The organism is Boseongicola aestuarii (assembly GCF_900184815.1).
In the GTDB taxonomy this organism is placed as follows: Bacteria; Pseudomonadota; Alphaproteobacteria; order Rhodobacterales; family Rhodobacteraceae; genus Boseongicola; species Boseongicola aestuarii.
This window is the reverse complement of the sequence record NZ_FXXQ01000009.1, coordinates 20660-42560: the sequence shown is the minus strand read 5'-3', so window position 1 is coordinate 42560 and position 21901 is coordinate 20660. Positions and strand designations below refer to the sequence as shown.

Here is a 21901-nt window from a genome sequence, read left to right as displayed (position 1 = left end):
ATGTCGGATGAAACCAAGCCCCTGCCCCCCGAAGCCAAGCGCGCATTGGAAGAAGCCGAAGCGCGCCGCAAGGCCGCCAAGGCCGAGGCGTTGCCCACCGAATTGGGCGGGCGCGACGGGCCGGAGCCGGTGCGCTATGGCGATTGGGAGAAGAAGGGGATTGCAGTCGACTTTTAGCCGTTCGACCGCAGGGGTGGCTTATTCGATACGAAGTGCCGCCGAGTCGCCGCGGCCCATGTCAGACGTGAACCGCACGGTGTTTCCGCGAACTTCGACAAGCTGGCAATTGTCGGGGTCGAGCGCTTTGCCGCTGAGGTAGAGGTCGCGGCAGAAAAAGCCGTTTTGCCAATCCCACTTGCCCGTCACGTCTTGACCGAACGCACGACCGACGATTTGACCGCTGTCGCTGACTTGCAGGCGAATGCCGAACCGCTTGAGGTCGCGATCCTTCACAAGCTTGACGAAGTTCGCCTCGTCTTCGACGCGCTGAAAGCCTTCGGCAAGCGCGGACGTTGCAAGCAGGCCGAAAACTGCGGCAGAGAGCGAAAGCGTTTTGAACAGGCGGCTCATTTGGTGGTTCCCCATCATGTTTCACATGATACGAAACAGGATCGGGATTGGATCAATTCAATCCGAGAACATCCAGCATATCGTACTCGCCAGGGTCCCTCCCCTGCCCCCAAAGCGCGGCTCTTAGAGCGCCTCGGGCGAAAATGCTTCGGTCCGTCGCGATGTGACGCAAGACGATCCGCTCGCCCGGCGCGGCGAAAATCACGTCGTGTTCGCCCGCGATATCGCCACCGCGAATGGCGTGGAAACCGATGTTCCCGCGCTTGCGGGCGCCTGAGATCCCGTCGCGACCCCGGTCCGACACGTCCTCAAGCGCGACACCGCGCCCGGCGGCGGCGGCTTCGCCCAGCATCAGGGCCGTGCCTGAAGGCGCATCAACCTTGTGGTGATGATGGGCTTCGACGATCTCGATGTCGAAATCCTCATCGAGAGCCTCGGCCACTTTTTTCGTCAGGAGCGTGAGCAAGTTTACTCCAAGGGTCATGTTTCCAGCGCGGATGATCGTGGCGTGGCGCGCCGCCGCGGCGATTTTGGCAAGCTCGGCCTCGTCCATGCCGGTGGTGCCGATGACATGCACGATGCGCGCCTGCGCGGCGATTGCGGCATGGGCGACGGTGGCGACGGGTGCGGTGAAATCGATCACCGCCTGCGCGCTGGCAAAGGCCTCAAGCGGATCATCGCCAACCGTGATACCCATTTCAGCGCCGCCCATCGCGACACCGATATCCTGACCGATCCAGGCATGGCCCGGACGTTCGAGAACGCCGATCAGGCGCATTGCGTCGCTGTCGCTGACAGCCTTGATCAGCGTCTGCCCCATGCGGCCCGCCGCGCCAGTGATCACAATTCCGGGTAGATCGTGCATCGTTGTGTCTCCTTTGTCGCCCTTCCATACGACCTAGAGCCGCGCGAGAAAAGCGCGGCTTGCGAGACGCCGCGCGAACGACTAGATCCGACGCATGGCAAAGCCTCGTTACAATGACGGTTCAGGACCGACCCAACGCCAGCTTCGGGTGGCGGAACTGGTGCGTCGTCGGTTGAGCGATGTGCTCAATCAGGGCGACATTCATGACCCTGATCTGGGGCGCATGTCGATCACCGTGGGCGAAGTGCGGTGTTCGACCGATCTGAAGGTCGCCACGGCCTATATCCTGCCGCTTGGCGGTGGGGACCGTGAGGCCGCGTTGCTGGCGTTGCGCAAGAACCGCTCGGAAATTCGCCGCGTCGTCGCGAAGGGGCTGTCCCTGAAGTTTGCGCCCGAAATCCGCTTTGAGATCGACGAAACCTTTGACCGGCTGGACGACACGCGCCGGATTTTTGCAGATGACAATGTTCGCCGCGATCTGGACAGCGATTAGTCTGGCGCTTTTGACGGCGGGCGCGGCATCGGCTGGCGGGTGTGGCACCGTCGACTTTGAGGGCACATCTTTCAGCGTTTGCGAAGCGACCCCCGGCGATGACATCCGGCTTTATCTGCGTGACGAAGCGGGCGATATTCTGGGCACATTCGACCGTCTGGGGGCCGAGGCCGCACGCGAGGGGCGTGAGATCGTCTTTGCGATGAACGGCGGCATGTACCACGCCGATCGCCGCCCGGTCGGGCTTTATGTCGAGGACGGTGTCGAAGAAGCCGGACTGGTGACACGCGCGGGACCTGGAAATTTCGGGCTGCTTCCGAATGGTGTGCTGTGTATCCAAGGCGACGCGGTTCTGGTGATGGAAAGCCGCGCTTTCGAGGCGGCGGCGCCGGAGTGTGCCTTTGCCTCGCAATCGGGACCGATGCTGGTGATCGACGGCGCATTGCATCCGCGCTTTTTGCCCGACAGCACGTCACAGTTCATTCGCAATGGCGTTGGTGTGCGCGGGGATGGCGCCTTTTTTGCGGTTATTTCGGATACCCCCGTGACGTTCCACCATTTCGCGCGGTTTTTTCGCGATGTGCTGGAGACGCCGAACGCGCTGTTCATGGACGGCAAGGTTTCGCGGCTTTTTGCGCCTGATTTCGGGCGCCGCGATATCGGGTTTCCGTTCGGGCCGATGCTGGCGGTGACGCGCGCCGCTGATTGACGCCCCAGCCCGCAGGCGGTAGCAGGCGTTTTTTGACGGATACCAAAGGCGGAACCTGACGTGGCGCGACGCAAAAAGGGACGGGATATCTCGGGATGGGTCGTTGTGGACAAGCCTGCCGGCATGTCATCGACCAATGCCGTAGGCAAGGTGCGCTGGGCGTTCAACGCCAACAAGGCGGGACATGCCGGCACGTTGGATCCGGAAGCGACGGGCATTCTGGCGGTGGCTTTGGGCGAGGCCACAAAGACAGTGCCATTTGTGACCGACGCCCAGAAAGCTTATGAATTCACGGTCAAATTCGGTGAGGCGACCAACACGGACGACACCGAGGGCGAGGTCATTGTGACTTCGGACACACGGCCAAGCGACGCCGAGATCGAAGCCGCTTTGCCCGCATTTGTCGGAGAGATCATGCAGGTCCCCCCACAGTTCTCAGCGGTCAAAATCGATGGGCAGCGGGCCTACGCGATGGCGCGCGCGGGCGAGGAAGTCGACATCGCGGCACGTCCGCTTTTTGTCGAGCGACTTGAGATGATCGCGCGGGCAGACGCTGACCACGCGACCTTTGAGATGGAGTGCGGCAAGGGCGGATATGTGCGCTCGATCGCGCGCGATCTGGGTGCGGCGCTGGGGTGTTTCGGGCATGTGCTGACATTGCGGCGCATCTGGTCGGGGCCTTTTACGCTGGAGGACGCCGTGCCGCTGGACCGGATCAACGACATGGCCCGCACGCAGGAACTGGACGAGGTCCTGTTGCCGCTTGAAGTCGGTTTGGCCGATCTGCCCGAATGCCGGGTATCCGCGGAAGGTGCCACGCGCCTTGCAAACGGCAATCCCGGCACGGTGATTTCAAGTGAAGCGGACTTCGGCGAAATGGCCTGGGCGTCGTTTCAGGGACGGCCCGTAGCTGTCGGGGTGTATCGGTCGGGCGAATTGGCTCCGACGCGCGTTTTCCGGTTGTGAGTCTGATCGTCCGCAGGCATTCGCACGCCGGCACCCGAAGCAGTGCCGTCTACTCCCCTTGCGAGAAGTATCGCTACGCGCTGACGCGGGAATGGGACGCGGGCGGGCGGCGGTTGGTGTTCGTGATGCTCAATCCCTCGAAGGCGACAGAACTGGCCAATGACCCGACGGTCGAGCGCTGCGAACGGCGCGCGCGCCGGCTTGGTTATGGTGCGATGCGGGTCTGCAATATTTTTGCCTGGCGCGAGACACATCCCGATTTGCTTAAAAAAGCGCGTGATCCGAACGGTCCCGACAACGATACGCAACTTCAGGAAGCGGCAATCTGGGCAGATGATGTCCTTTGTGCCTGGGGTGTGCATGGCGCGTATCTGGCGCGCGGTGCGGTGGTGGCTGGCACCATGGCAAGTCATGATGCGACGCTCTTGTGCCTTGGACAAACCAAGGACGGGCATCCGCGCCATCCGCTTTATGTCAGCTATGCGCAGGAACCGATCCCGTGGTCCCCGCCTATGCAGCCACGATCTGCTGAGAGGCGACAAGTTTGATGTTGCGCGGGCCTGCATCCACAGCGCCCACCAGAATGGCGGCGACATGTCCGTCGACAAGCACAAGCGCATCCGAGCCGTCCGGTGTCGACGAGATGGATACAGCTGTTTTGGCGAGGCGATCCTGGGGGACGAAGACTTCGATACATTCCCTGGCGGTGTCGAAATTGTGGAAGGCAAGTGGCCTTGCGTCAGGTCCGTTTTCAGGATTTGACAGATCGCGCCGCGCGTCGATTTTGAATGCCGCTTCCTCGTAGGAGATTTCGCTTTCATCGACGTCCAGAAGGTCCGACAGGAGATAGGTCTGCGGCCCGTTGCGCGGGTGAACAAAGCGCACGAAGACGCCCGCCAAAGGTATGACATCCAGTCCTTCGAAGAAAACCGTCAGTGTTTCTGCGCCGTCCGTGAACATCATCGCGGCCATTCCCGGTGCGCGCCAGTGGGCGAAATCAATGTCGGGATACCGCAGATCGACCTCGCAGATATCAAGGTTCGGCCGAAAATCGGGTATGAGGAATTCCGCCACATCCGGCAGTACGGAGTGAACGACCGGGGTCATACCATCTTCGGGTGAAACCCCAGTTTCTTTTGCGCCGCGATCTGTGGTGTGACGGTCGGGATCAGAAGCCCCTTCCCCGCCCGCATCCATGCGCATCTCGCGCGGCGCGATTAAATCCGGGTCATCGTGCGATACCACTGCTAGTCCGGGCTGATTGCGCCATTCAAGACGCCTTCGACGCGCACGCAAGATGGCCAGAATGACCACAAAACACATCCATCCCAGTATCCAAAATTCCGTCTGCACGGCGCACCCCGACATTGATCATCGCGGTCACATTCGCAAACCGGCCTTACCATAACCTTTCTCGCGGCAGGCGAAGTGCAGAGAATTTTCTTTAAATCAGACTGTGGGCGCGAGGCTTGGGGTGCGCAGGTCGACATCGGTTGGCAGCACAACGCCGCCGGTGGTGCCCATGTCGATCAGCATCAGGACGTTGTCATTAAGTCCAACCTGATAGGTGATCTCGCCGCCGATATCGACCGCGGTCACGGTCACCTCAGGGTCGGTCAGAACCACCGGATCGTAGTACAGCACAAGTTGATCCACGGCTGGATCAAAGTCATGCACCGTGGGAGGGTTGCCTGTCGCCCAGATGCCCGACACAAAAGTGTCGGATGCGCCGTCTGCGCGCGTCGTCGCGAACTCGCCCCAAGCATCGTCGCCCGCGCCCATGACGATGAAATCCTCGCCCTCCCAGCCTTCAAGGCGGTCGCTCTCATCCGCATCGGTGGCGGGCGCATTGAGGTAATTGCCGGCGAGGCCGATCAACGTGTCGTTTCCGGGGCCGCCCTCAAGCTCGTCGACGCCAAGGTTGCCGGTCAGGAAATCCTTGCCCGGACCGCCCCTCAGAGTGTCATTGCCGCCGTCACCTTGCAGAAAATCGGCGTTTAGCGCGCCTTCGAGCAGGTCATTGCCAGCACCGCCGCGCAACTCGTCATCGCCTGCCCCCCCTCGCAGAAAGTCGTTGCCAGTGCCTCCGCCGAGGGTATCGTCGCCGTCTCCACCAAAAAGTGAGTCATCGCCGGTTTCGCCGTAGACTTCGTCGTCATCGGCGTTTCCATCCAGATAGTCGTTGCCGATGCCACCGTTTATCGTGTCGTTGCCTGCGCGTGCGAAGATCACGTCGTCGAACGGCGTTCCGATCAGAAGGTCCGGCCCAGGCGTGCCTTCGTCAGTGAGGTCCGGTTCGTCGGTTTCAAGGCCACCGCCCGAACCGCCGCCGCCAACCAGCGATGCCAACAGTCCCACGCCAAGTATCGCGAGAAGTATTTCCATTATTTGTGCCTGTTCTGACCGTTTCGACCAGCATTTGTTGCGTCCGATTATCCATGCAAAACGGTATCCGCTCAAGCCCTTGCAGAAAACGCTTTGCAAATTCCTCGGGACGCTCTATACGCCCGGCTTTGCGCCATCATTTGTGTGGCCGAACCCTCCAAGGGCCCTGCTGGACGACATCCCGGCTTGCGCCATCACTCAAACCTCAAGGAGACCCCGATGTCGATTACTGCTGAAGAAAAAGCAAAAGTGATGAAAGAATTCGGCGCCAAAGAAGGCGACACTGGTTCGCCCGAAGTTCAGGTTGCCATTCTTTCCAGCCGCATCGCCACTCTGACCGAGCACTTCAAGACCCACAAGAAAGACAACCACGGCCGCCGTGGACTTTTGAAGATGGTCGCGACGCGCCGGAAGCTTCTGGACTATGTAAAGGCCAAGGATGAGGCCCGTTATCAGGACCTGATCCAACGTCTGGGTCTGCGCCGCTAAGCGCCTCGACCAACTGGAATTACTAAAACGGCGCGAGGGAAACCCTCGCGCCGTTTTTGTTTGTTTGGCCCGTCCCCTAGTCCGAAACCACCAGCACTTCGAACGGCTTGAGGGTCATGCGGCCCGAAAGGCGTTCCCGCAAGGCGTAGTTCGAAAGAACACACGTCCCGAAGCAGGCCATCTCTTCGGGGACGTCAAAGTCGATTGTTTCGCGCGTGAAATTCGCCAAGACGGCAAGGCGTTTGCCGTCAAGCTCTCGGGTGAAGGCGAAGACCGAAGGATGGGTTTCGGCATGGGGGGTGTAGCGGCCGTGGACGATCAGGGGTTTCGTTTTGCGCAGGGCAATCAAGCGGCGGTAATAGTCGAAAATGCCATCCGGGTCGGCACGGTCGGCGGCGACGTTGATGTCGGTGTGGTTCGGGTTGGTTTCGATCCAGGGCGTGCCTGAGGTGAAACCGGCATGCGATTCTGCGCTCCAATGCATCGGGGTGCGGGCGTTGTCGCGACCGTTGGTGTTGGCGCCGGCAATGAAGTCGGCGGGCGCGACGCCTTCCGCCAATGCGTCTGCGTAGTGTCCGAGGGTCTCGATGTCGCGGAACTGTTCGATCCGTTCAAAGTGCACGTTGGTCATGCCAATTTCCTCGCCCTGATAGACGAACGGTGTGCCTTTCATCAGGTGCACCACCGTTGCCAGCATCTTTGCCGACTGCACGCGGAACGTCCCATCGTCGCCATACCGCGAGACCTGACGCGGCAGGTCATGGTTCGACAGGAACAGCGAATTCCAGCCGTCATCTGCAAGCGTTTCCTGCCAGTCGTTCAGCACGCGTTTGAAGGCGACAAGATCGAAAGGGCGCGGTTTCCATTTGCCGTGGACCGGATCCCAGCCTTCCATGATGTGCTTGAACTGAAACACCATATCGAGCTCCGCCCTTTCGCGACCGCAGTAAAGAAGCGCCGTGTCACGGCTGACAGACCAGCTTTCGCCGACAGTGACCACATCGCGGCCCGCCAGCGTTTCGCGGTGCATTTCCTGCAGGAAACCGTGCAGATAGGGCCCTTCCTCGAAAATCCCGGCGTCGACGTCTTTGCCGATCAGGCTGATGACGTCCATGCGAAACCCGGCGATGCCCCGGTCCAGCCACCAGTTCATCATGTCGTAGATCTCGCGGCGCAGCTTGGGGTTTTGCCAGTTCAGGCCAGGCTGCGCCGCACTGAAATAGCCGAGGTAGTATTGGCCGATTTCAGGCACAAAGTGCCAAGCCGAGCCACCAAAACAGGCACGATGGTCAGAGGGGGGCCCGCCATCGGGCGCAGGGTCGCGCCAGATGTAATAGTCGTGCGTCGGGGCCGATTTCGATGTCTTTGCGGCTTTGAACCATGTGTGTTCGTCCGAGGAGTGATTGACGACAAGGTCCATCACGATGCCGATGCCGCGCGCTCTTGCTTCGGCGAGCATATGGTCGAAATCCTGAAGCGTGCCGAATTCGGGCGCGATGGCACGGTAATCGGCGATATCATAGCCGTTGTCGGCCATGGGCGAGGCATAGACGGGCGATAGCCAGATGAAACCGACGCCGAGATCATGCAGGTGGTCGAGTTTCGAAGTGATGCCGGGGATATCGCCGATGCCGTCGCCGTTGCTGTCACAAAAGCTGCGGGGGTAGATCTGATAGCCGGTGGCGGCCTGCCACCATTTGGTGTCAGCGGCATGCTGCGTGGCGGTTTCGGGCATGTGCGGCCTCCAATCGATCAGGGGTGCGTTTTGCGCGCCGGGACTCGAGTGATCCGAGTGGTAGTGCAGGACAGATGCCGGGTCCATTGGACTTGAAACGACAAACGGCGGCTTTGTTTCCAAAACCGCCGCGTGAAATGCTTGTCATGCGACCTTAGTTGGTCTTGTCGCTGGCTTCGCGGGCCATGCCCACAATGCCTTTTTCGCTGACCACGAACGTCACGGGCACTTCGCCCGCGCGGTCAAATATCAGGGTTGCTTCGACGATGGCACCGTAGGGCAGATCGCCGGGTTGGAGGCCCATGACCATCACGTGAAAGCCACCGGGCGCAAAGGCGACCATGCGTTCAGCGGGGACTTCGACCGCATCGACGTGCAGCATGCGCATCACGCCGTCTTCCTCGCGACTTTCGTGGATCATCGCCATGTGGCCTTCGATCTTGACGTCGACCAGAAGGTCATCTTCGACGCCGGTGTTCATGATCATCATGTACCCACCCGCGGCGCGTGCGTTTTCAAAGGCTTTCACCATTACAGGGTCTTCGATCTTGATGGTCGACATACCGTCAGCGAAGGCGGAGGTTGCCATGAGCATGGCGGCGACTGTGAGGATTCTGCGCATTTTCTGAACACCCGATATTAAATATTAACTTTTGAATATTTAGTGGTTCGACTTGATCCTTTCCAGCGCGTTCAGACCATCGGGATTGAGGCTTTATGTCGCTGCGCGGGGCTTCGGCGCGCGCAGAAAGATCATCCCCGCAGCAAAAAGCGCAAAGCCAAGAGAGACAGCCGTCAGCCACGCTGTAAGTCCCTGTGCAGGCGGTTCGGGCGGGGTCAGGGTCAGCTTGCCGCCGTCAGGCAAGGACACCTTCTGATCGGCCACCTCGACATGATCGACGGACTCGCGAACGCGTAATTCCAAAACGCTGCGGCCCGTAAGCGGCAGATCGATCACCAACTCGGCAAGGCCGTCCACCTTCCAGGCGAAATATCCGAGATACCCTTCAAGGGTCTCAAGCGTCATGTCCTGCACGGTTTCCGGCGATGTACAGATCGCGATGGACAGTTCCGCGTCATAAGGCACGACGAATTCGGGCAGACTATCGGGGTCGTGCACCATCATCGAAATCGCCTCGAAAGGTGTCGCTTGCCCCGCGAGACTGACGGTGGTGGCGGCGAAGATTTTATCCGCCAGCGGGAAGGTCCCGTCATAAAGGCGCGGCACGTCGACGGTTCCGTCGGCCCCCAGAAGTCCTTCGGCACCGGTGCCGAACACGGGTTCGAAGTCTGTCGCTGCCATCTTGAAGTATAGAGCCACGGACTCGGCCCGCCGATCCACGATCAGCGTCGCGTCGGCCGCATCTGCAGGAGCGGCGAGGGCTGCGGCAATAACCATGCCTGACAGGCTTTTTAGCGTCTGCATCATGCGGATATAGATGGTCGCCCGCCGCGAAATGTCGAGCCTTCGGGTCGGCACAATAGGCGGCAACCCCGGTTGTCTGTGGAAAACCCATTTCCAAAGGCGTTTTTTTCCTGTAAGCGCGCACAATCTGAGACGTGACGCACTGACCCCGGCGCATGACATGATGAGAGGGGTCGGCGGCAATGGGGCCGCCATTTAATCGGGCACTCGGACCGCCGAGACAGGCCCAGACAGGAAACGATACATGTTTAACGAAGTTAAGAAATCCATTCAGTGGGGCGAAGAGACGCTGACACTGGAAACGGGCAAGGTTGCGCGTCAGGCAGACGGTTCGGTTATCGCCACATATGGTGAGACTTCCGTGATGGCCAACGTGACGTTTGCCAAAAGCCAAAAACCGGGTCAGGACTTTTTCCCCCTGACCGTGCACTACGGCGAAAAATACTATGCCGCCGGTAAAATTCCGGGTGGTTTCTTCAAGCGCGAAGCCCGCCCCACCGAAAAAGAAACGCTGACATCGCGTCTGATCGACCGTCCGATCCGCCCGCTGTTCGTCCCCGGCTTCAAGAACGAAGTTCTGGTGATCTGCACGGTGCTTTCGCACGATCTGGTCAACGATCCTGACATTGTTGCAATGATTGCAGCCTCGGCTGCGCTGACGATTTCCGGCGCACCGTTCATGGGCCCGATCGGTGCTGCACGTGTTGGTTTCGAGGACGGCGAATACGTTTTGAATCCGACCGTCGACGACATGCACGAGTTGAAGAACAACCCCGAGCAGCGTCTCGATCTGGTTGTTGCAGGCACGAAAGACGCCGTGATGATGGTGGAATCCGAAGCATATGAGCTTTCGGAAGCTGAAATGTTGGGGGCTGTTACGTTCGCGCACGAGCAAATGCAGCCGGTCATCGACCTGATCATCGATCTGGCTGAAGATGCCGCAAAAGAGCCGTTCGAGTTTGCTGCACCTGATTACAGCGAACTTTACGCAGCGGTTAAAGCCGCCGGCGAAGAGCAGATGCGCGCCGCATATGCGATCACAGACAAGCAGGAGCGCACGACGGCAGTTGGCGCAGCCCGCGAAGCGATCAAGGCGACATTGACGGAAGAGCAGCTTGAGGACGAAAATCTCGGGTCGGCTTTGAAGAAGCTGGAATCGGCTGTTCTGCGCGGTGACGTTGTGAAGCATGGTCGTCGTATCGACGGTCGCGCAACGGACGAAATCCGCGATATCGTGGCCGAAACTGGAATTCTGCCACGGACGCACGGCTCTGCACTGTTCACACGCGGTGAAACACAAGGTCTGGTCGTGACGACGCTGGGAACTGGCGACGACGAGCAAATGATCGACGCGCTTTCGGGCACGTATCGTTCAAACTTCATGCTGCACTATAACTTCCCGCCCTATTCGGTCGGTGAAGTGGGTCGCTTTGGCTTTACGGGCCGTCGCGAGATCGGTCACGGCAAGCTGGCTTGGCGTGCGCTTCAGGCGGTTCTGCCTGCGGCAACCGACTTCCCTTACACGGTGCGGGTTGTCTCCGAGATCACTGAATCAAACGGGTCGTCTTCGATGGCGTCGGTTTGTGGCGGCTCTTTGTCGATGATGGACGCGGGCGTTCCGCTGAAGTCGCCGGTTGCCGGTGTGGCTATGGGTCTGGTTCTGGAAGATGACGGATCATATGCGATCCTGTCGGACATTCTGGGCGACGAAGACCACCTTGGCGACATGGACTTCAAAGTGGCGGGTACCGAAAACGGCATCACGTCGCTGCAAATGGACATCAAGGTTGCAGGCATCACGCCAGAGATCATGGAAAAGGCCCTCGCGCAGGCGCGCACAGGCCGGATGCATATTCTTGGTGAGATGAACAAGGCACTGTCCGAAACGTCAGAGTTCAGCGTTCACGCGCCACGCATCGAGACGATGCAGATCCCAACCGACAAGATCCGGGAAGTCATCGGATCGGGCGGCAAGGTCATCCGCGAGATCGTCGAAGTTTCGGGCGCGAAGGTCGACATCAACGACGAAGGCATCATCAAGATCGCCTCGCCGAACGGTGACGCGATCAAGAAGGCCTATGACATGATCTATTCGATCGTGGCCGAGCCGGAAGAAGGTCAGATCTACAAGGGTAAGGTCGTGAAGATCGTCGATTTTGGCGCCTTCGTGAACTTCTTTGGCAAGCGTGACGGACTTGTGCACGTCAGCCAGATCGAGAACCGTCGCCTGAACCATCCTTCGGACGTTCTGAAGGAAGGTCAGGAGGTTTGGGTCAAGCTTCTGGGCTTTGACGACCGCGGCAAGGTGCGCCTTTCGATGAAGGTTGTCGATCAGGAAACGGGCGAAGAAGCCAAAGCGGAAGAAGACGCAGAGTAAGCCCTCCCGCTTCCAAACACATCAGCGCCGCCCTTCGGGGCGGCGTATTTGTTTATGCGCAGCGAAGGTCAGCATAGAGCCCAAAACTCACTGATCGACTTTCCAATGCTTCGCCAATTCGCGGGCAACATGGCTTCCGCTCGGATGATAGATATGAGCATCCAGATATGCCCATGCAGCCACAATTGCCTTTTTCTGATCTTCGGTTAGAAGCGCATCCACTTCACGATCGATGGGCCAGGACTCCAATTGCATTGAGAGGTTGTCGACGGCATCATCGCTTTTTCCTGAACGTCGAAGCATTATCATTTTGAACAAGCGCGGTAGCAGGTAAGCCTTTGTCCGAGGGGGACAAATTATTGCTCCTTCCATTCCGTCTACCATCTGAGAATAAGTCGCTTCTTCCCAATTCAAACTATTAAAAACATCGACTTCCTTATCGCAGTGCGAACCTTGATAGGTCGTCAATGGGTCAGGTCGTTCTAACAAAGCAAACGCATCGTAAAGCTGTTTAAGCGCAATATCGCGTTCTATGGTTTCCATGGGAAAAGACTACTTGCATGGGTTTGATACTCAAGACGCAAACGTCCGCAAAGTCCGCAAAGCGGAAGTCCAACTCAAAACGGCTCGACGGAATACCCTGCCCGCTCAAGCGCACGCAGAACGCCGGTTTCGCCTGACAGATGCGCGGCACCGACCGCAATCACTGCATCCTTGCCTTCGACCATCTGGTGGATCAACGGTTCCCAATCCTGATTGCGTTCAACCAGCAGCGATGTGTTCACTTCGTCGAACAGCTCCTGCCCGTTTTCGATACCGGCGCGGTCCACCATGATGCGTCCGAATTCCCAGCCTTCACGCGTGCGGCCATCGAAATAGGCTTCGATCAGGGTCGATGTGTTGGCGTTACCATCGTCGGTCGTGTTCAGCGTCAACCGAAGCCCATCCATCTGATCCTCGAAGGGGGCATCGGCAAAGATGCGGATTACGGTTTCGACGTCATCCAGCGAACTGATGGGAATTTCCTGCTCAAGTGCGACGTCTTCCAACTGCCGGTCGAGGCCCTTTGCACCGGTTTGCACAAGCGCCAGCGCACAGGGTGGAATGGCCAGCGTCAGGTTCATGTACCAAGGCTGGAACTGTGCTGCGACAAAGGCCGGTATGCCCAGTGCGGCGAGTTGTTCCTCGGCCTTGGTCCATTCCTCGTCCGTTAGGAGGTCGATCAGCGTCGGCCCTTCGGTTATGAAGAACAATTCAGGTCGGCTTGCGGCCATCGCGGCGAGCCCGGCTTCGTCTTGAGATGTTGCCTCAAGGATCAGAAGGTCCGCTTCGCGCAGGAACGGATTGATGCGTTCGGCCAGCGTGTTCAGCCGCGCATCCGGCACATGGAGCGTGCCCGCGACCACGACGCTTGATCCATCCTTTTCGGCACGCCAGAGATTGCCCAACGGGAAAGCGTGCGGCGCGACAAGGGAATCAAGCCGGGCGCGTTCTTGCGGCGTGAGGGTTTCGATGAGATCGGTCGTGCCGCAGGTCTGGGCGAAGGCCCCGAGCGGCAAGAGCGCAAGCGTGAGCGCGGTTAAGAAACGTCGTATCATCAGATCGTTCGTCCTGTTGTGTCTGGGCCGGCGCCATGATGGCCGGGATATCGGGCGGAAGAAAGGCCGGATTAGGTTTGGATGTTGGGTCTTGCGCGCCCAATCACAAAGCTGGGACGGCAAATCCGCAAATTTGAAAAGAACAATGAAAAATTCGCGTGGGAGTCTGGTTGACAGGCTTCGGGGTCTTCCTTATCTCCCATTCGTTAGCACTCACCAGAGACGAGTGCTAACGCAAAGAATAACTGAACCAAGGAGCGTTCAACATGGCATTTACTCCGCTGCACGACCGCGTACTGGTCCGCCGCGTAGAAAGCGACGAAAAGACCAAAGGTGGTCTTATCATCCCTGAAAGCGCAAAAGAGAAACCTTCCGAAGGCGAGATCATCTCGGTTGGCGAAGGCGCACGCAAGGACTCGGGCGAGCTGATCGCACCGGCCGTTAAAGCAGGCGACAAAATTCTCTTTGGCAAGTGGTCCGGCACAGAAATCACACTGGACGGCGAAGAGCTTCTCATCATGAAGGAAAGCGACATCCTCGGCATCATCGCCTGAGGCACGTCTCTTCCATCATTCAATTGAAATTTCAGACAACCAGGAGCAATCAACATGGCTGCTAAGGACGTCAAATTTAATACCGACGCGCGCAACCGCATGCTTAAGGGCGTAAACATCCTTGCGGATGCCGTTAAGGTCACTCTCGGCCCCAAGGGTCGTAACGTCGTTATCGAAAAATCCTTCGGTGCACCCCGCATCACCAAAGACGGTGTAACGGTCGCGAAGGAAATCGAACTTGAGGACAAGTTCGAGAACATGGGCGCGCAGATGGTCAAAGAAGTGGCCAGCCGCACCAATGACGAAGCCGGCGACGGCACAACAACTGCAACAGTACTTGCTCAGGCCATCGTCAAAGAAGGCATGAAGTCGGTTGCAGCCGGCATGAACCCGATGGACCTCAAGCGCGGTATCGACCTGGCGGTTGCCAACGTCGTGGCGCACATCAAAGCCGCAGCACGTGACGTGAACGACAGTGCAGAAGTTGCACAAGTTGGCACGATCTCGGCTAACGGCGAAGCTGCCATCGGTCAGCAGATCGCAGACGCGATGCAGAAAGTCGGCAACGACGGCGTTATCACCGTTGAAGAAAACAAAGGCCTCGAGACCGAAACTGAAGTCGTTGAAGGCATGCAGTTCGACCGTGGCTACCTGTCGCCATACTTCGTCACAAACCCAGACAAGATGGTCACCGAGCTGGAAGACGCGATCATCCTGCTTCACGAGAAGAAACTCTCTTCGCTGCAGCCAATGGTTCCGCTTCTCGAGTCGGTTATCCAGTCGCAAAAGCCACTTCTCATCATCGCAGAAGACGTCGAAGGCGAGGCTCTGGCCACGCTCGTCGTCAACAAACTGCGCGGTGGTCTGAAGATCGCAGCGGTCAAGGCACCTGGATTCGGTGATCGTCGCAAGGCCATGCTGCAGGACATCGCGATCCTGACAGGTGGTCAGGTGATTTCGGAAGACCTCGGCATGAAGCTTGAGTCGGTCACGATGGACATGCTTGGTTCCGCCAAGCGCGTCACCATCACCAAAGATGAGACAACCATCATCGACGGTGCTGGCGAAAAGGCCGAAATCGAAGCCCGTGTTTCCCAGATCCGTCAGCAGATCGAAGAGACAACGTCGGACTACGACCGTGAGAAGCTTCAGGAACGTGTTGCAAAACTGGCTGGCGGCGTTGCCGTTATCCGTGTAGGTGGCATGACCGAAATCGAAGTGAAAGAGCGCAAAGACCGCGTTGACGATGCACTGAACGCGACACGTGCCGCTGTTCAGGAAGGTATCGTTGTCGGTGGTGGTGTTGCTCTGGTTCAGGGCGCCAAGTCGCTTGACGGCCTCACCGGTGAAAACAGCGACCAGAACGCTGGTATCGCCATCGTGCGCAAGGCTCTGGAAGCTCCGCTTCGTCAGATTGCCGAGAACGCCGGCGTCGACGGCGCTGTCGTGGCCGGCAAGGTCCGTGAAAGCAGTGACCTGTCGTTCGGCTTCAACGCACAGACCGAAGAGTACGGCGACCTGTTCAAGTTCGGCGTCATCGACCCGGCCAAGGTTGTCCGCACAGCTCTGGAAGACGCAGCCTCTATTGCTGGTCTCCTGATCACGACGGAAGCCATGGTTGCCGACAAGCCCGCCAAAGAAGGCGCAGGCGCAGGCGGTGGCATGCCCGACATGGGCGGCATGGGCGGCATGATGTAAGACGCCTCGCCCGGCTTGCCGGGCGGAGCGGATACATCCGCAAAAACACGAAAGGGGTCGCCTTCGGGCGGCCCCTTTTTTTAGTGACATCGGACTGGTTTCCGTCCTCAACGCGCACCAACTCATGCAGAGGTGAATACAACCGCAAGTCTCAGCGTCCCATTAGCCTCAGAACCGCTTCCGGCGCGTCAGTCACGACCGACAGGTCCGCCTCCAGAACCGCCAGCCACGGCTGCGGATCGTCGCGTTCAATCAACGCGAAGTCCTCACGCGATGCCCATCCCGAGACGGCCACGCGCAAACCGAGATTGCCGGCCTGTGCGATGAATTCCGGACTCAGTCGGCTGCTCTTTATCGAGACCATCCGCAGATACGGGTCGAGTTGTCTTGAAACGTCTTCCAGCTCCTTGAGATAGTCGCCAGACTGCACAAGAGCCAGTCCGACAGCAATCTCTGCCGTTTCCGCCAAAATGCGCAGCTTGCTCTGTTCCGATCCGGAATAATGCAGCTCGTACAGCAAGAGGTTCTGCGTATCTTGGCGCTGGAGGGTGCCGGAAAGACTCTCAATTTCATAAGCTTTCAGACCCAATGCAATCAGCGCCCGGCCATCGACCAGGTCAAGAGCTTCGCTCAGTGTAGGAACCCCATAGGCGCCGAAACCTGGAAAACCCACGACCCGAAGGTCCCGAATTTCTTCCAATGTGTAGTCTCGAACATAGTCCTTGCCGCCACGCTGTGCTCGGGTCGGTCCGCCTGGCGGACCCTTTGGAAACACGTCTTCGACGTCTGTCATTCGGTTCAGCGTCGAATCATGCATCAGCACGTACTTTCCGTCCGCTGTCAGTTGCGGATTGATATGAACCATGTCGATGCCTGACTTTATGGCGCCCTCTATCCACTCAAGGGTGTTTTCAGGATAGCCCTCAATGGTGGCGCTTCTATGTGCCATCACAATCGGGGGCTGGTCGCGTGCAAATCTGGCATCCACCGTGTTTTGGGCGGCTAAAGGAAATGCCCACGCAAGCAGTGCGAATGCAGTGATCGCCAAATCAGACCGACCAGGCATATGACCTCCAATCCCCTAGAATTCACTCCAAAGTCATCAGGCATCTCACAAGCGACCCGTACAATGAGACCATAGCTCAGCCGCGCGCGTTTGATCCGAGTCAAGGAAACCGATCTTAATGAGAGCGCAAAGTTCACGCGCGACATTTTCGTAAATATTATTCACCATTCAAGAAATCTTCTTGCGTGATGGCGCGCTTGTCTCTAAACCTTCGCAGGTGCAGAAAGAGGAAATGTTGCAATGCCGCATGATGGGTCCGGACCAATGACTGAAACGCTTGTTCTGAATGAATTGCTGACGCTGACGCAAGCCGCAGTCGAAGCCGTAGATCCCCTTCTGCAAAGGGCCAAAGATGTTGTGCGCGCGCAGGTTTCGGACGGCGAGCGCGTCAGTGCCACCCTGATTGAGCAAAACCAGACCGCTGCACATGGTCTTGCCTGGGTTGCAACTTATGCCGAATCTCTACGTCAGATGCAGAACTGGGCCGAGGCTCTGAACGCGACAGGCAAGTTCGGCGAGTTGGAGCAGTTGATCCACCAGATTACCTTCGGCGAATACCTCTGGCAGCTTTACGGTGGCATTCCGATGAGCCAGGGCGAAATCGTACGTCTGCAGGACCTTGGGCTGAGCCAGGAGGACCAAGGCGCGCTGATGACCCCTGCGGTCATGACCCTCACGCAGACCGGCAACACGCAGGCCGCTCGGTTGCGTCTTGTCGAAATCATGCGCGAGCGCACCGCCGAGATCACAGTCGGCGCGACGGGTCTTGATGAAGAACTTGAGATGATCCGCGAGCAATTCCGCCGCTTTGCCAAGGAACGCGTCGAGCCGGATGCCCATGACTGGCATCTGAAGGACGAGTTGATCCCGATGGAAATCATCAACGAACTGGCCGAAATGGGTGTGTTCGGCCTGACAATCCCCGAGGAATATGGCGGATTCGGTCTTTCGAAGGCCTCGATGTGTGTCGTCTCGGAAGAATTATCGCGCGGTTATATCGGCGTTGGCTCGCTTGGCACCCGCTCGGAAATCGCCGCCGAACTGATTATCTGCGGCGGCACCGAGGCGCAAAAGCAAAAGTGGTTGCCCGGCCTCGCGTCCGGAGAAATCCTGCCAACGGCTGTCTTCACCGAGCCCAACACCGGTTCAGACCTTGGTGCGTTGCGCACGAAGGCCACCAAAGACGGTGAGAACTGGACGATCACCGGCAACAAGACTTGGATCACCCACGCCGCGCGCACTCATGTGATGACAGTTCTGGCGCGCTCGGTGCCCGATACGAACGATCACCGCGGGCTTTCGATGTTTCTAGCCGAGAAGACTCCCGGCACGGATGAGGTTCCCTTCCCGGATGCGGGCCTTTCCGGTGGTGAGATCGAGGTGCTGGGTTATCGCGGCATGAAGGAATACACCGTCAACTTCGATGGCTTCGAAGTGAAAGGCGAGAATCTGCTTGGCGACAGCGAAGGTCAGGGCTTCAAGCAGTTGATGCAGACCTTCGAAAGCGCGCGCATTCAGACGGCGGCCCGCGCCATTGGTGTGGCGCAGTCGGCGCTCGATGTGTCGATGCAATACGCTGAAGACCGCAAACAATTCGGAAAGTCGCTGATCGAGTTCCCTCGTGTGGCGTCAAAGCTGGCGATGATGGCCGTGGAAATCATGGTCGCACGCCAGCTTACCTATTTCTCGGCCGCCGAGAAGGACAACGACCGGCGCTGCGATCTCGAAGCCGGCATGGCCAAGCTGCTGGGCGCGCGCGTGGCCTGGGCAGCTGCCGACAACGGCTTGCAAATTCACGGCGGCAACGGCTTCGCGCTTGAATACAAGATCAGCCGTATTCTGTGTGATGCGCGCATTCTAAATATCTTTGAAGGGGCCGCAGAAATTCAGGCGCAGGTTATTGCCCGCCGCCTTCTCGCCTAAGCCCACGCGCGATCAAATCGACAAACCGCTGCCGCGCCGCCGGCAGCGGGCGATCCCCCAAGGTGGGCGCGAAATGCTGCCCCAGAAAGTGACCCGTCACGGTCAGACCTTCCAAGACGTCTGCGTCGCTGCCCTCGCCCTGCCCCACCAACGCAGGCGACAAGGGCAACATCCGGTCCGCCCATTGGCCTGCACCGGCACGCGAAACCGCACGGCCCGATTTCGGCGACACGAACACCAGATTGTCCGACCGATCCGTGACCGCACAACGCCCTAAATCCAGACCGAACCCCAGATCGTCTAACAAAGCCAGCTCCCACCTGAGATACCCTAGTTTCCAGAAGTCCCCGTCCCCGATCATATCCAGCACGGACAACGTGCGCTGATACAACGTCGGATGCGCCTCGCGCTCGGGTAAGACGAAGGCCAGCAAAGACGTCACCGCATTCAAAGCCGCCAAAGTATCGCGTGCCCCCATCAGGTCCGCGCGACTGCGCAGGGGTTCGACCGCGAACGCACCCAAATGCTCCTCAAGGCGCGCCCGCCACGCCAGATCCAGCTGCGCGCCCGGCTGTAGAATGGGCGCGATCTTTCGGCTGGTGCCGCCACGCACCACCCCCGCATGCCGCCCCCGGCTCTCGGTAAAAACATCAATGATCGCGGATGTTTCGCCGTGCTTGCGCACGGCCAGAAGCACACCCTCTTCGCGCCAGTCCATCGCTGAAGTATCTCTCAGCGGCTCGGCCACTTCCAGCCTTCTTCTGTTTGCAAAATATCCCGGGGGGAGGCGCCGAAAGGCGGCGATGGGGCAGAGCCCCTATTCCAACCCCGGCTCATCCAGCAGATGCCGCCCCTGCTTGTCCTCAACCTCGATGACCCAGAGATCCCGGTCGAATGAACGTTGCTTTTCGACGCTGAGGTCAACGTCCGCCTCATCACCCTCTATATGCACAACCCATTGCCGTTCGCCCGTCATGATGTCGAATGACCGGTGATAACAGCAGGCTTTCCCATCCAGCGTATTCAGCTTCACCATCACCGCCCCGGCGGTATGGTCGCCACGCGCCACGACAAAGGCCGGAATGTCAGCCAGACGACAGCGCGTCAGATAGGCCGCGACCCAGATCTCCGATGTCAGCCGCGCAGCCATCAGTTCCCGTCCGAAAAATCGAGTCCCATCTCGGAATAGCGCTCTTTTTCTTCCAGCCAGTTCGGCCGCACTTTCACCTGCAGGAACAGATGCACCTTGCGCCCCAGAAACTCGGATATCTCTTCGCGGGCCAGCTTGCCGACCGTCTTGATCGTCTCGCCCTTCTTCCCAAGCAAAATACCCTTATGTCCATCGCGCATGACATAGATGATCTGGTCGATCTTCACCGATCCGTCCGGGCGCTCTTCCCAGCCTTCGGTTTCGACCGTCAGCTGATAGGGCAATTCCTGATGGAGCCGCAGCGTCAGTTTCTCGCGCGTCATTTCAGCGGCGATCATTCGCAAGGGCAAGTCCGCGATCTGATCTTCAGGGTAAAGCAGCGGTCCTTCCGGGATCGAGGTCGCCAGCCATTTCTTCAGGTCCTCAACGCCATAGCCCTTTTCAGCCGAAATCATGAAGGTCTCGGTGAAGGGGAACTTAGCGTTCATCTTTTCGGTCAATTTCAGCAGCACCGAGGCTTCGACGCGGTCGATCTTATTGATTGCCAGCGCAACAGGAGCCTGACCGACTCGGTCGCCGATGCTCTCCAGAATCGCCTCGACACCATCGGTGATCCCGCGATGCGCTTCAATCATCAGCACGACAACGTCGGCGTCCGCAGCGCCGCTCCAGGCGGCGGCGACCATCGCGCGGTCCAGGCGGCGGCGCGGGCGAAAGAGACCCGGCGTATCCACAAAGATGATCTGCGCACTCCCTTCCATCGCGACACCGCGAATCCGCGCGCGCGTGGTCTGAACTTTGTGCGTCACGATCGAGACCTTCGCCCCGACCATACGGTTCAAAAGCGTCGATTTCCCGGCGTTCGGTTCACCAATGAGGGCCACAAACCCGGCGCGTGTGTTTGATGTGTTGTCTGTCATGCGACTGCCAGTAGTTGATTCGCAGGGCAAGAGCCAGAAGAGACCATATTTAGCGGGACGGATCGCCAAAACAACAAGCCCGCCACAGAGACTCCTTGATCCGGGCCTGCGAGCGCCCTTCCCGACAGGCAGCGTTCAAGTTGTATTTATGGGATTCGCGCCATGGGACTCATTCGGTATCTCTTTCGACTGGTCAAGGTGGTGCCGGACCCGGACGAACGAAGATTGCGCAAATCCGCGCGTCAGGATCGCCCGGTATCCCGCCCCTCGCCCATGCCTTCGCCACAAGTTGCTCTCCCGCAAAAGCCAGCAGTCGTGCAGCCGATCCCGCAACCTGCAAACCGCAGCGTGCCGTCGCCGATGGGCCAGAGCGCGGCATCCGCGCGGCACGTGGCACCCGACCCTGCCGCCGGACAGAACGTCACGCTGCCTTATTGCCGCTATCCCAAACGCGATGAACGCGCCGAGCGCGCGCGGATTGTCTATCACCACGCCTGCACGCCCGGCCCCACGATCTTGAAGGGCAAGTGCTATGTCATCGATGGTGAGGCCTGAGGCATATGCAGCGCCAAGCAAGGCTCCGATAGAACAGCCAGCTATGAAGTCTGGCTTTATGCCCATCTGGTCGAACGCCTCAAGTACCACGATGTGAGCCAGTCCGCGCGCTGCTCCACCGCCAAGTGCAAGTCCTATTGTGGGCCGAGATGTCATGGCGGTAGAACTTTCAGGTCAGCAATTGTGCTCGGTTCAGAAATTAACTGGAAGACGATAGCCTTCCCGCCAGTGAAAAAGGGATCACCTGTCAGGTTTTGCCCATACTCGTTTCAAAAAGTCGAACCCGTGAACGTAGGTGTGTCGGTCGACACTACCTTTTGGAAACCTAGAAGATCGCGAACCTATCACTTCAGCCTCGCCCAACTGCGGCAAGTTTTGTGGGAACATCGGTGCAATAGCTTGAATTAAACTATGTATCAGAT

Annotated in this window: 24 protein-coding genes; 10 read left to right on the top strand and 14 right to left on the bottom strand. The window is 58.7% G+C overall.

Features of this window, described 5'->3' with window-relative positions; all coding sequences use genetic code 11:
* Positions 1-177 (top strand): DUF1674 domain-containing protein, encoded by a 177-nt coding sequence (locus BOA8489_RS13135; RefSeq protein WP_093974504.1) that lies wholly within the window; start codon positions 1-3, stop codon positions 175-177.
* 21 nt (positions 178-198) lie between these two features.
* Here the strand turns inward: BOA8489_RS13135 and BOA8489_RS13130 are convergent, their stop codons facing one another.
* The gene (locus BOA8489_RS13130) at positions 199-570 is read right to left on the bottom strand and encodes a hypothetical protein (RefSeq protein WP_093974502.1); all 372 of its coding nucleotides are present in this window, start codon (positions 568-570) and stop codon (positions 199-201) included.
* A gap of 52 nt (positions 571-622) precedes the next feature.
* On the bottom strand, positions 623-1435 hold the full coding sequence (gene dapB, locus BOA8489_RS13125; protein ID WP_093974501.1) for a 4-hydroxy-tetrahydrodipicolinate reductase: 813 nt from the start codon (positions 1433-1435) through the stop codon (positions 623-625).
* A gap of 94 nt (positions 1436-1529) precedes the next feature.
* On the opposite strand from dapB, the gene rbfA reads away from it, so the two are divergent.
* From rbfA to BOA8489_RS13105, 4 genes are read left to right on the top strand one after another with little or no spacing between them, the layout of a single operon-like run.
* The gene (gene rbfA, locus BOA8489_RS13120; RefSeq protein ID WP_093974499.1) at positions 1530-1928 is read left to right on the top strand and encodes a 30S ribosome-binding factor RbfA; all 399 of its coding nucleotides are present in this window, start codon (positions 1530-1532) and stop codon (positions 1926-1928) included.
* On the top strand, positions 1900-2637 hold the full coding sequence (locus BOA8489_RS13115; RefSeq protein ID WP_093974497.1) for a phosphodiester glycosidase family protein: 738 nt from the start codon (positions 1900-1902) through the stop codon (positions 2635-2637). The genes rbfA and BOA8489_RS13115 overlap by 29 nt, the downstream gene beginning before the upstream one ends.
* 60 nt (positions 2638-2697) lie before the next feature.
* Entirely contained in the window at positions 2698-3603 is a 906-nt protein-coding gene (gene truB / locus BOA8489_RS13110; protein WP_093974495.1) for a tRNA pseudouridine(55) synthase TruB, read from the top strand.
* Positions 3600-4151, top strand: coding sequence for a DUF1643 domain-containing protein (locus tag BOA8489_RS13105; RefSeq protein ID WP_370807201.1), 552 nt, complete (start codon positions 3600-3602; stop codon positions 4149-4151). The genes truB and BOA8489_RS13105 overlap by 4 nt, the downstream gene beginning before the upstream one ends.
* Here BOA8489_RS13105 and BOA8489_RS13100 read toward each other — a convergent pair.
* Positions 4114-4956, bottom strand: a complete 843-nt coding sequence (locus tag BOA8489_RS13100) for a hypothetical protein (RefSeq protein ID WP_141138298.1) — start codon at positions 4954-4956, stop codon at positions 4114-4116. The two genes, BOA8489_RS13105 and BOA8489_RS13100, sit on opposite strands and share 38 nt — an antisense overlap.
* A 96-nt stretch (positions 4957-5052) precedes the next feature.
* Positions 5053-5988: a calcium-binding protein gene (locus BOA8489_RS13095; RefSeq protein ID WP_093974491.1), complete on the bottom strand. Its 936-nt coding sequence runs from the start codon at positions 5986-5988 to the stop codon at positions 5053-5055.
* Positions 5989-6207: 219 nt separating this feature from the next.
* On the opposite strand from BOA8489_RS13095, the gene rpsO reads away from it, so the two are divergent.
* A complete protein-coding gene (gene rpsO / locus BOA8489_RS13090; RefSeq protein WP_093974490.1) occupies positions 6208-6477 on the top strand; it encodes a 30S ribosomal protein S15 in 270 nt (89 codons plus the stop codon).
* A gap of 76 nt (positions 6478-6553) precedes the next feature.
* On the opposite strand, the gene BOA8489_RS13085 is transcribed toward rpsO, so the two are convergent.
* The 3 genes from BOA8489_RS13085 to BOA8489_RS13075 form a co-directional block, all read right to left on the bottom strand.
* Entirely contained in the window at positions 6554-8212 is a 1659-nt protein-coding gene (locus BOA8489_RS13085) for an alpha-glucosidase (protein ID WP_093974489.1), read from the bottom strand.
* 154 nt (positions 8213-8366) lie between these two features.
* On the bottom strand, positions 8367-8834 hold the full coding sequence (locus tag BOA8489_RS13080) for a copper chaperone PCu(A)C (protein ID WP_093974488.1): 468 nt from the start codon (positions 8832-8834) through the stop codon (positions 8367-8369).
* Between the two features lie 93 nt (positions 8835-8927).
* Positions 8928-9692, bottom strand: a complete 765-nt coding sequence (locus BOA8489_RS13075; protein WP_141138297.1) for a hypothetical protein — start codon at positions 9690-9692, stop codon at positions 8928-8930.
* Positions 9693-9882: 190 nt separating this feature from the next.
* Between BOA8489_RS13075 and pnp the strand changes: the two genes are divergently transcribed.
* Complete coding sequence (pnp, locus tag BOA8489_RS13070; RefSeq protein WP_093974486.1) at positions 9883-12015, top strand: polyribonucleotide nucleotidyltransferase; 2133 nt, start codon at positions 9883-9885, stop codon at positions 12013-12015.
* A gap of 87 nt (positions 12016-12102) precedes the next feature.
* Here the strand turns inward: pnp and BOA8489_RS13065 are convergent, their stop codons facing one another.
* A complete protein-coding gene (locus tag BOA8489_RS13065) occupies positions 12103-12558 on the bottom strand; it encodes a hypothetical protein (RefSeq protein ID WP_093974485.1) in 456 nt (151 codons plus the stop codon).
* Between the two features lie 74 nt (positions 12559-12632).
* Positions 12633-13613: a TraB/GumN family protein gene (locus BOA8489_RS13060; protein ID WP_093974484.1), complete on the bottom strand. Its 981-nt coding sequence runs from the start codon at positions 13611-13613 to the stop codon at positions 12633-12635.
* Between the two features lie 266 nt (positions 13614-13879).
* Here BOA8489_RS13060 and BOA8489_RS13055 point away from each other — a divergent pair, with 266 nt between their 5' ends.
* On the top strand, positions 13880-14167 hold the full coding sequence (locus BOA8489_RS13055; protein WP_093974483.1) for a co-chaperone GroES: 288 nt from the start codon (positions 13880-13882) through the stop codon (positions 14165-14167).
* A gap of 54 nt (positions 14168-14221) precedes the next feature.
* Complete coding sequence (gene groL / locus BOA8489_RS13050) at positions 14222-15865, top strand: chaperonin GroEL (protein WP_093974482.1); 1644 nt, start codon at positions 14222-14224, stop codon at positions 15863-15865.
* Positions 15866-16016: 151 nt separating this feature from the next.
* Here groL and BOA8489_RS13045 read toward each other — a convergent pair whose 3' ends face one another.
* A complete protein-coding gene (locus tag BOA8489_RS13045; RefSeq protein WP_093974481.1) occupies positions 16017-16931 on the bottom strand; it encodes a glycerophosphodiester phosphodiesterase family protein in 915 nt (304 codons plus the stop codon).
* Between the two features lie 240 nt (positions 16932-17171).
* On the opposite strand from BOA8489_RS13045, the gene BOA8489_RS13040 reads away from it, so the two are divergent.
* On the top strand, positions 17172-18854 hold the full coding sequence (locus BOA8489_RS13040) for an acyl-CoA dehydrogenase family protein (protein WP_093974480.1): 1683 nt from the start codon (positions 17172-17174) through the stop codon (positions 18852-18854).
* Here BOA8489_RS13040 and recO read toward each other — a convergent pair.
* From recO to BOA8489_RS21095, 4 genes are all read right to left on the bottom strand, one after another.
* Positions 18829-19572 (bottom strand): DNA repair protein RecO, encoded by a 744-nt coding sequence (gene recO, locus BOA8489_RS13035; protein ID WP_093974479.1) that lies wholly within the window; start codon positions 19570-19572, stop codon positions 18829-18831. The two genes, BOA8489_RS13040 and recO, sit on opposite strands and share 26 nt — an antisense overlap.
* 99 nt (positions 19573-19671) lie before the next feature.
* Positions 19672-20004: a DUF1491 family protein gene (locus BOA8489_RS13030; protein ID WP_093974478.1), complete on the bottom strand. Its 333-nt coding sequence runs from the start codon at positions 20002-20004 to the stop codon at positions 19672-19674.
* Entirely contained in the window at positions 20004-20924 is a 921-nt protein-coding gene (gene era / locus BOA8489_RS13025) for a GTPase Era (protein WP_093974477.1), read from the bottom strand. Before era ends, BOA8489_RS13030 begins: the two co-directional genes overlap by 1 nt.
* A 135-nt stretch (positions 20925-21059) precedes the next feature.
* Complete coding sequence (locus BOA8489_RS21095; protein ID WP_093974476.1) at positions 21060-21635, bottom strand: patatin-like phospholipase family protein; 576 nt, start codon at positions 21633-21635, stop codon at positions 21060-21062.
* Positions 21636-21901: the final 266 nt, after the last annotated feature.

Coding starts and splice junctions, on each gene's coding strand:
- BOA8489_RS13135 (WP_093974504.1), top strand. CDS start 1: ATGTCGGATGAAACCAAGCCCCTGCCCCCCGAAGCCAAGCGCGCATTG.
- BOA8489_RS13130 (WP_093974502.1), bottom strand. CDS start 570: ATGAGCCGCCTGTTCAAAACGCTTTCGCTCTCTGCCGCAGTTTTCGGC.
- dapB (WP_093974501.1), bottom strand. CDS start 1,435: ATGCACGATCTACCCGGAATTGTGATCACTGGCGCGGCGGGCCGCATG.
- rbfA (WP_093974499.1), top strand. CDS start 1,530: ATGGCAAAGCCTCGTTACAATGACGGTTCAGGACCGACCCAACGCCAG.
- BOA8489_RS13115 (WP_093974497.1), top strand. CDS start 1,900: ATGTTCGCCGCGATCTGGACAGCGATTAGTCTGGCGCTTTTGACGGCG.
- BOA8489_RS13095 (WP_093974491.1), bottom strand. CDS start 5,988: ATGGAAATACTTCTCGCGATACTTGGCGTGGGACTGTTGGCATCGCTG.
- rpsO (WP_093974490.1), top strand. CDS start 6,208: ATGTCGATTACTGCTGAAGAAAAAGCAAAAGTGATGAAAGAATTCGGC.
- BOA8489_RS13085 (WP_093974489.1), bottom strand. CDS start 8,212: ATGCCCGAAACCGCCACGCAGCATGCCGCTGACACCAAATGGTGGCAG.
- BOA8489_RS13080 (WP_093974488.1), bottom strand. CDS start 8,834: ATGCGCAGAATCCTCACAGTCGCCGCCATGCTCATGGCAACCTCCGCC.
- pnp (WP_093974486.1), top strand. CDS start 9,883: ATGTTTAACGAAGTTAAGAAATCCATTCAGTGGGGCGAAGAGACGCTG.
- BOA8489_RS13065 (WP_093974485.1), bottom strand. CDS start 12,558: ATGGAAACCATAGAACGCGATATTGCGCTTAAACAGCTTTACGATGCG.
- BOA8489_RS13060 (WP_093974484.1), bottom strand. CDS start 13,613: ATGATACGACGTTTCTTAACCGCGCTCACGCTTGCGCTCTTGCCGCTC.
- BOA8489_RS13055 (WP_093974483.1), top strand. CDS start 13,880: ATGGCATTTACTCCGCTGCACGACCGCGTACTGGTCCGCCGCGTAGAA.
- groL (WP_093974482.1), top strand. CDS start 14,222: ATGGCTGCTAAGGACGTCAAATTTAATACCGACGCGCGCAACCGCATG.
- BOA8489_RS13045 (WP_093974481.1), bottom strand. CDS start 16,931: ATGCCTGGTCGGTCTGATTTGGCGATCACTGCATTCGCACTGCTTGCG.
- BOA8489_RS13040 (WP_093974480.1), top strand. CDS start 17,172: ATGCCGCATGATGGGTCCGGACCAATGACTGAAACGCTTGTTCTGAAT.
- recO (WP_093974479.1), bottom strand. CDS start 19,572: ATGGACTGGCGCGAAGAGGGTGTGCTTCTGGCCGTGCGCAAGCACGGC.
- BOA8489_RS13030 (WP_093974478.1), bottom strand. CDS start 20,004: ATGGCTGCGCGGCTGACATCGGAGATCTGGGTCGCGGCCTATCTGACG.
- era (WP_093974477.1), bottom strand. CDS start 20,924: ATGACAGACAACACATCAAACACACGCGCCGGGTTTGTGGCCCTCATT.
- BOA8489_RS21095 (WP_093974476.1), bottom strand. CDS start 21,635: ATGACATCTCGGCCCACAATAGGACTTGCACTTGGCGGTGGAGCAGCG.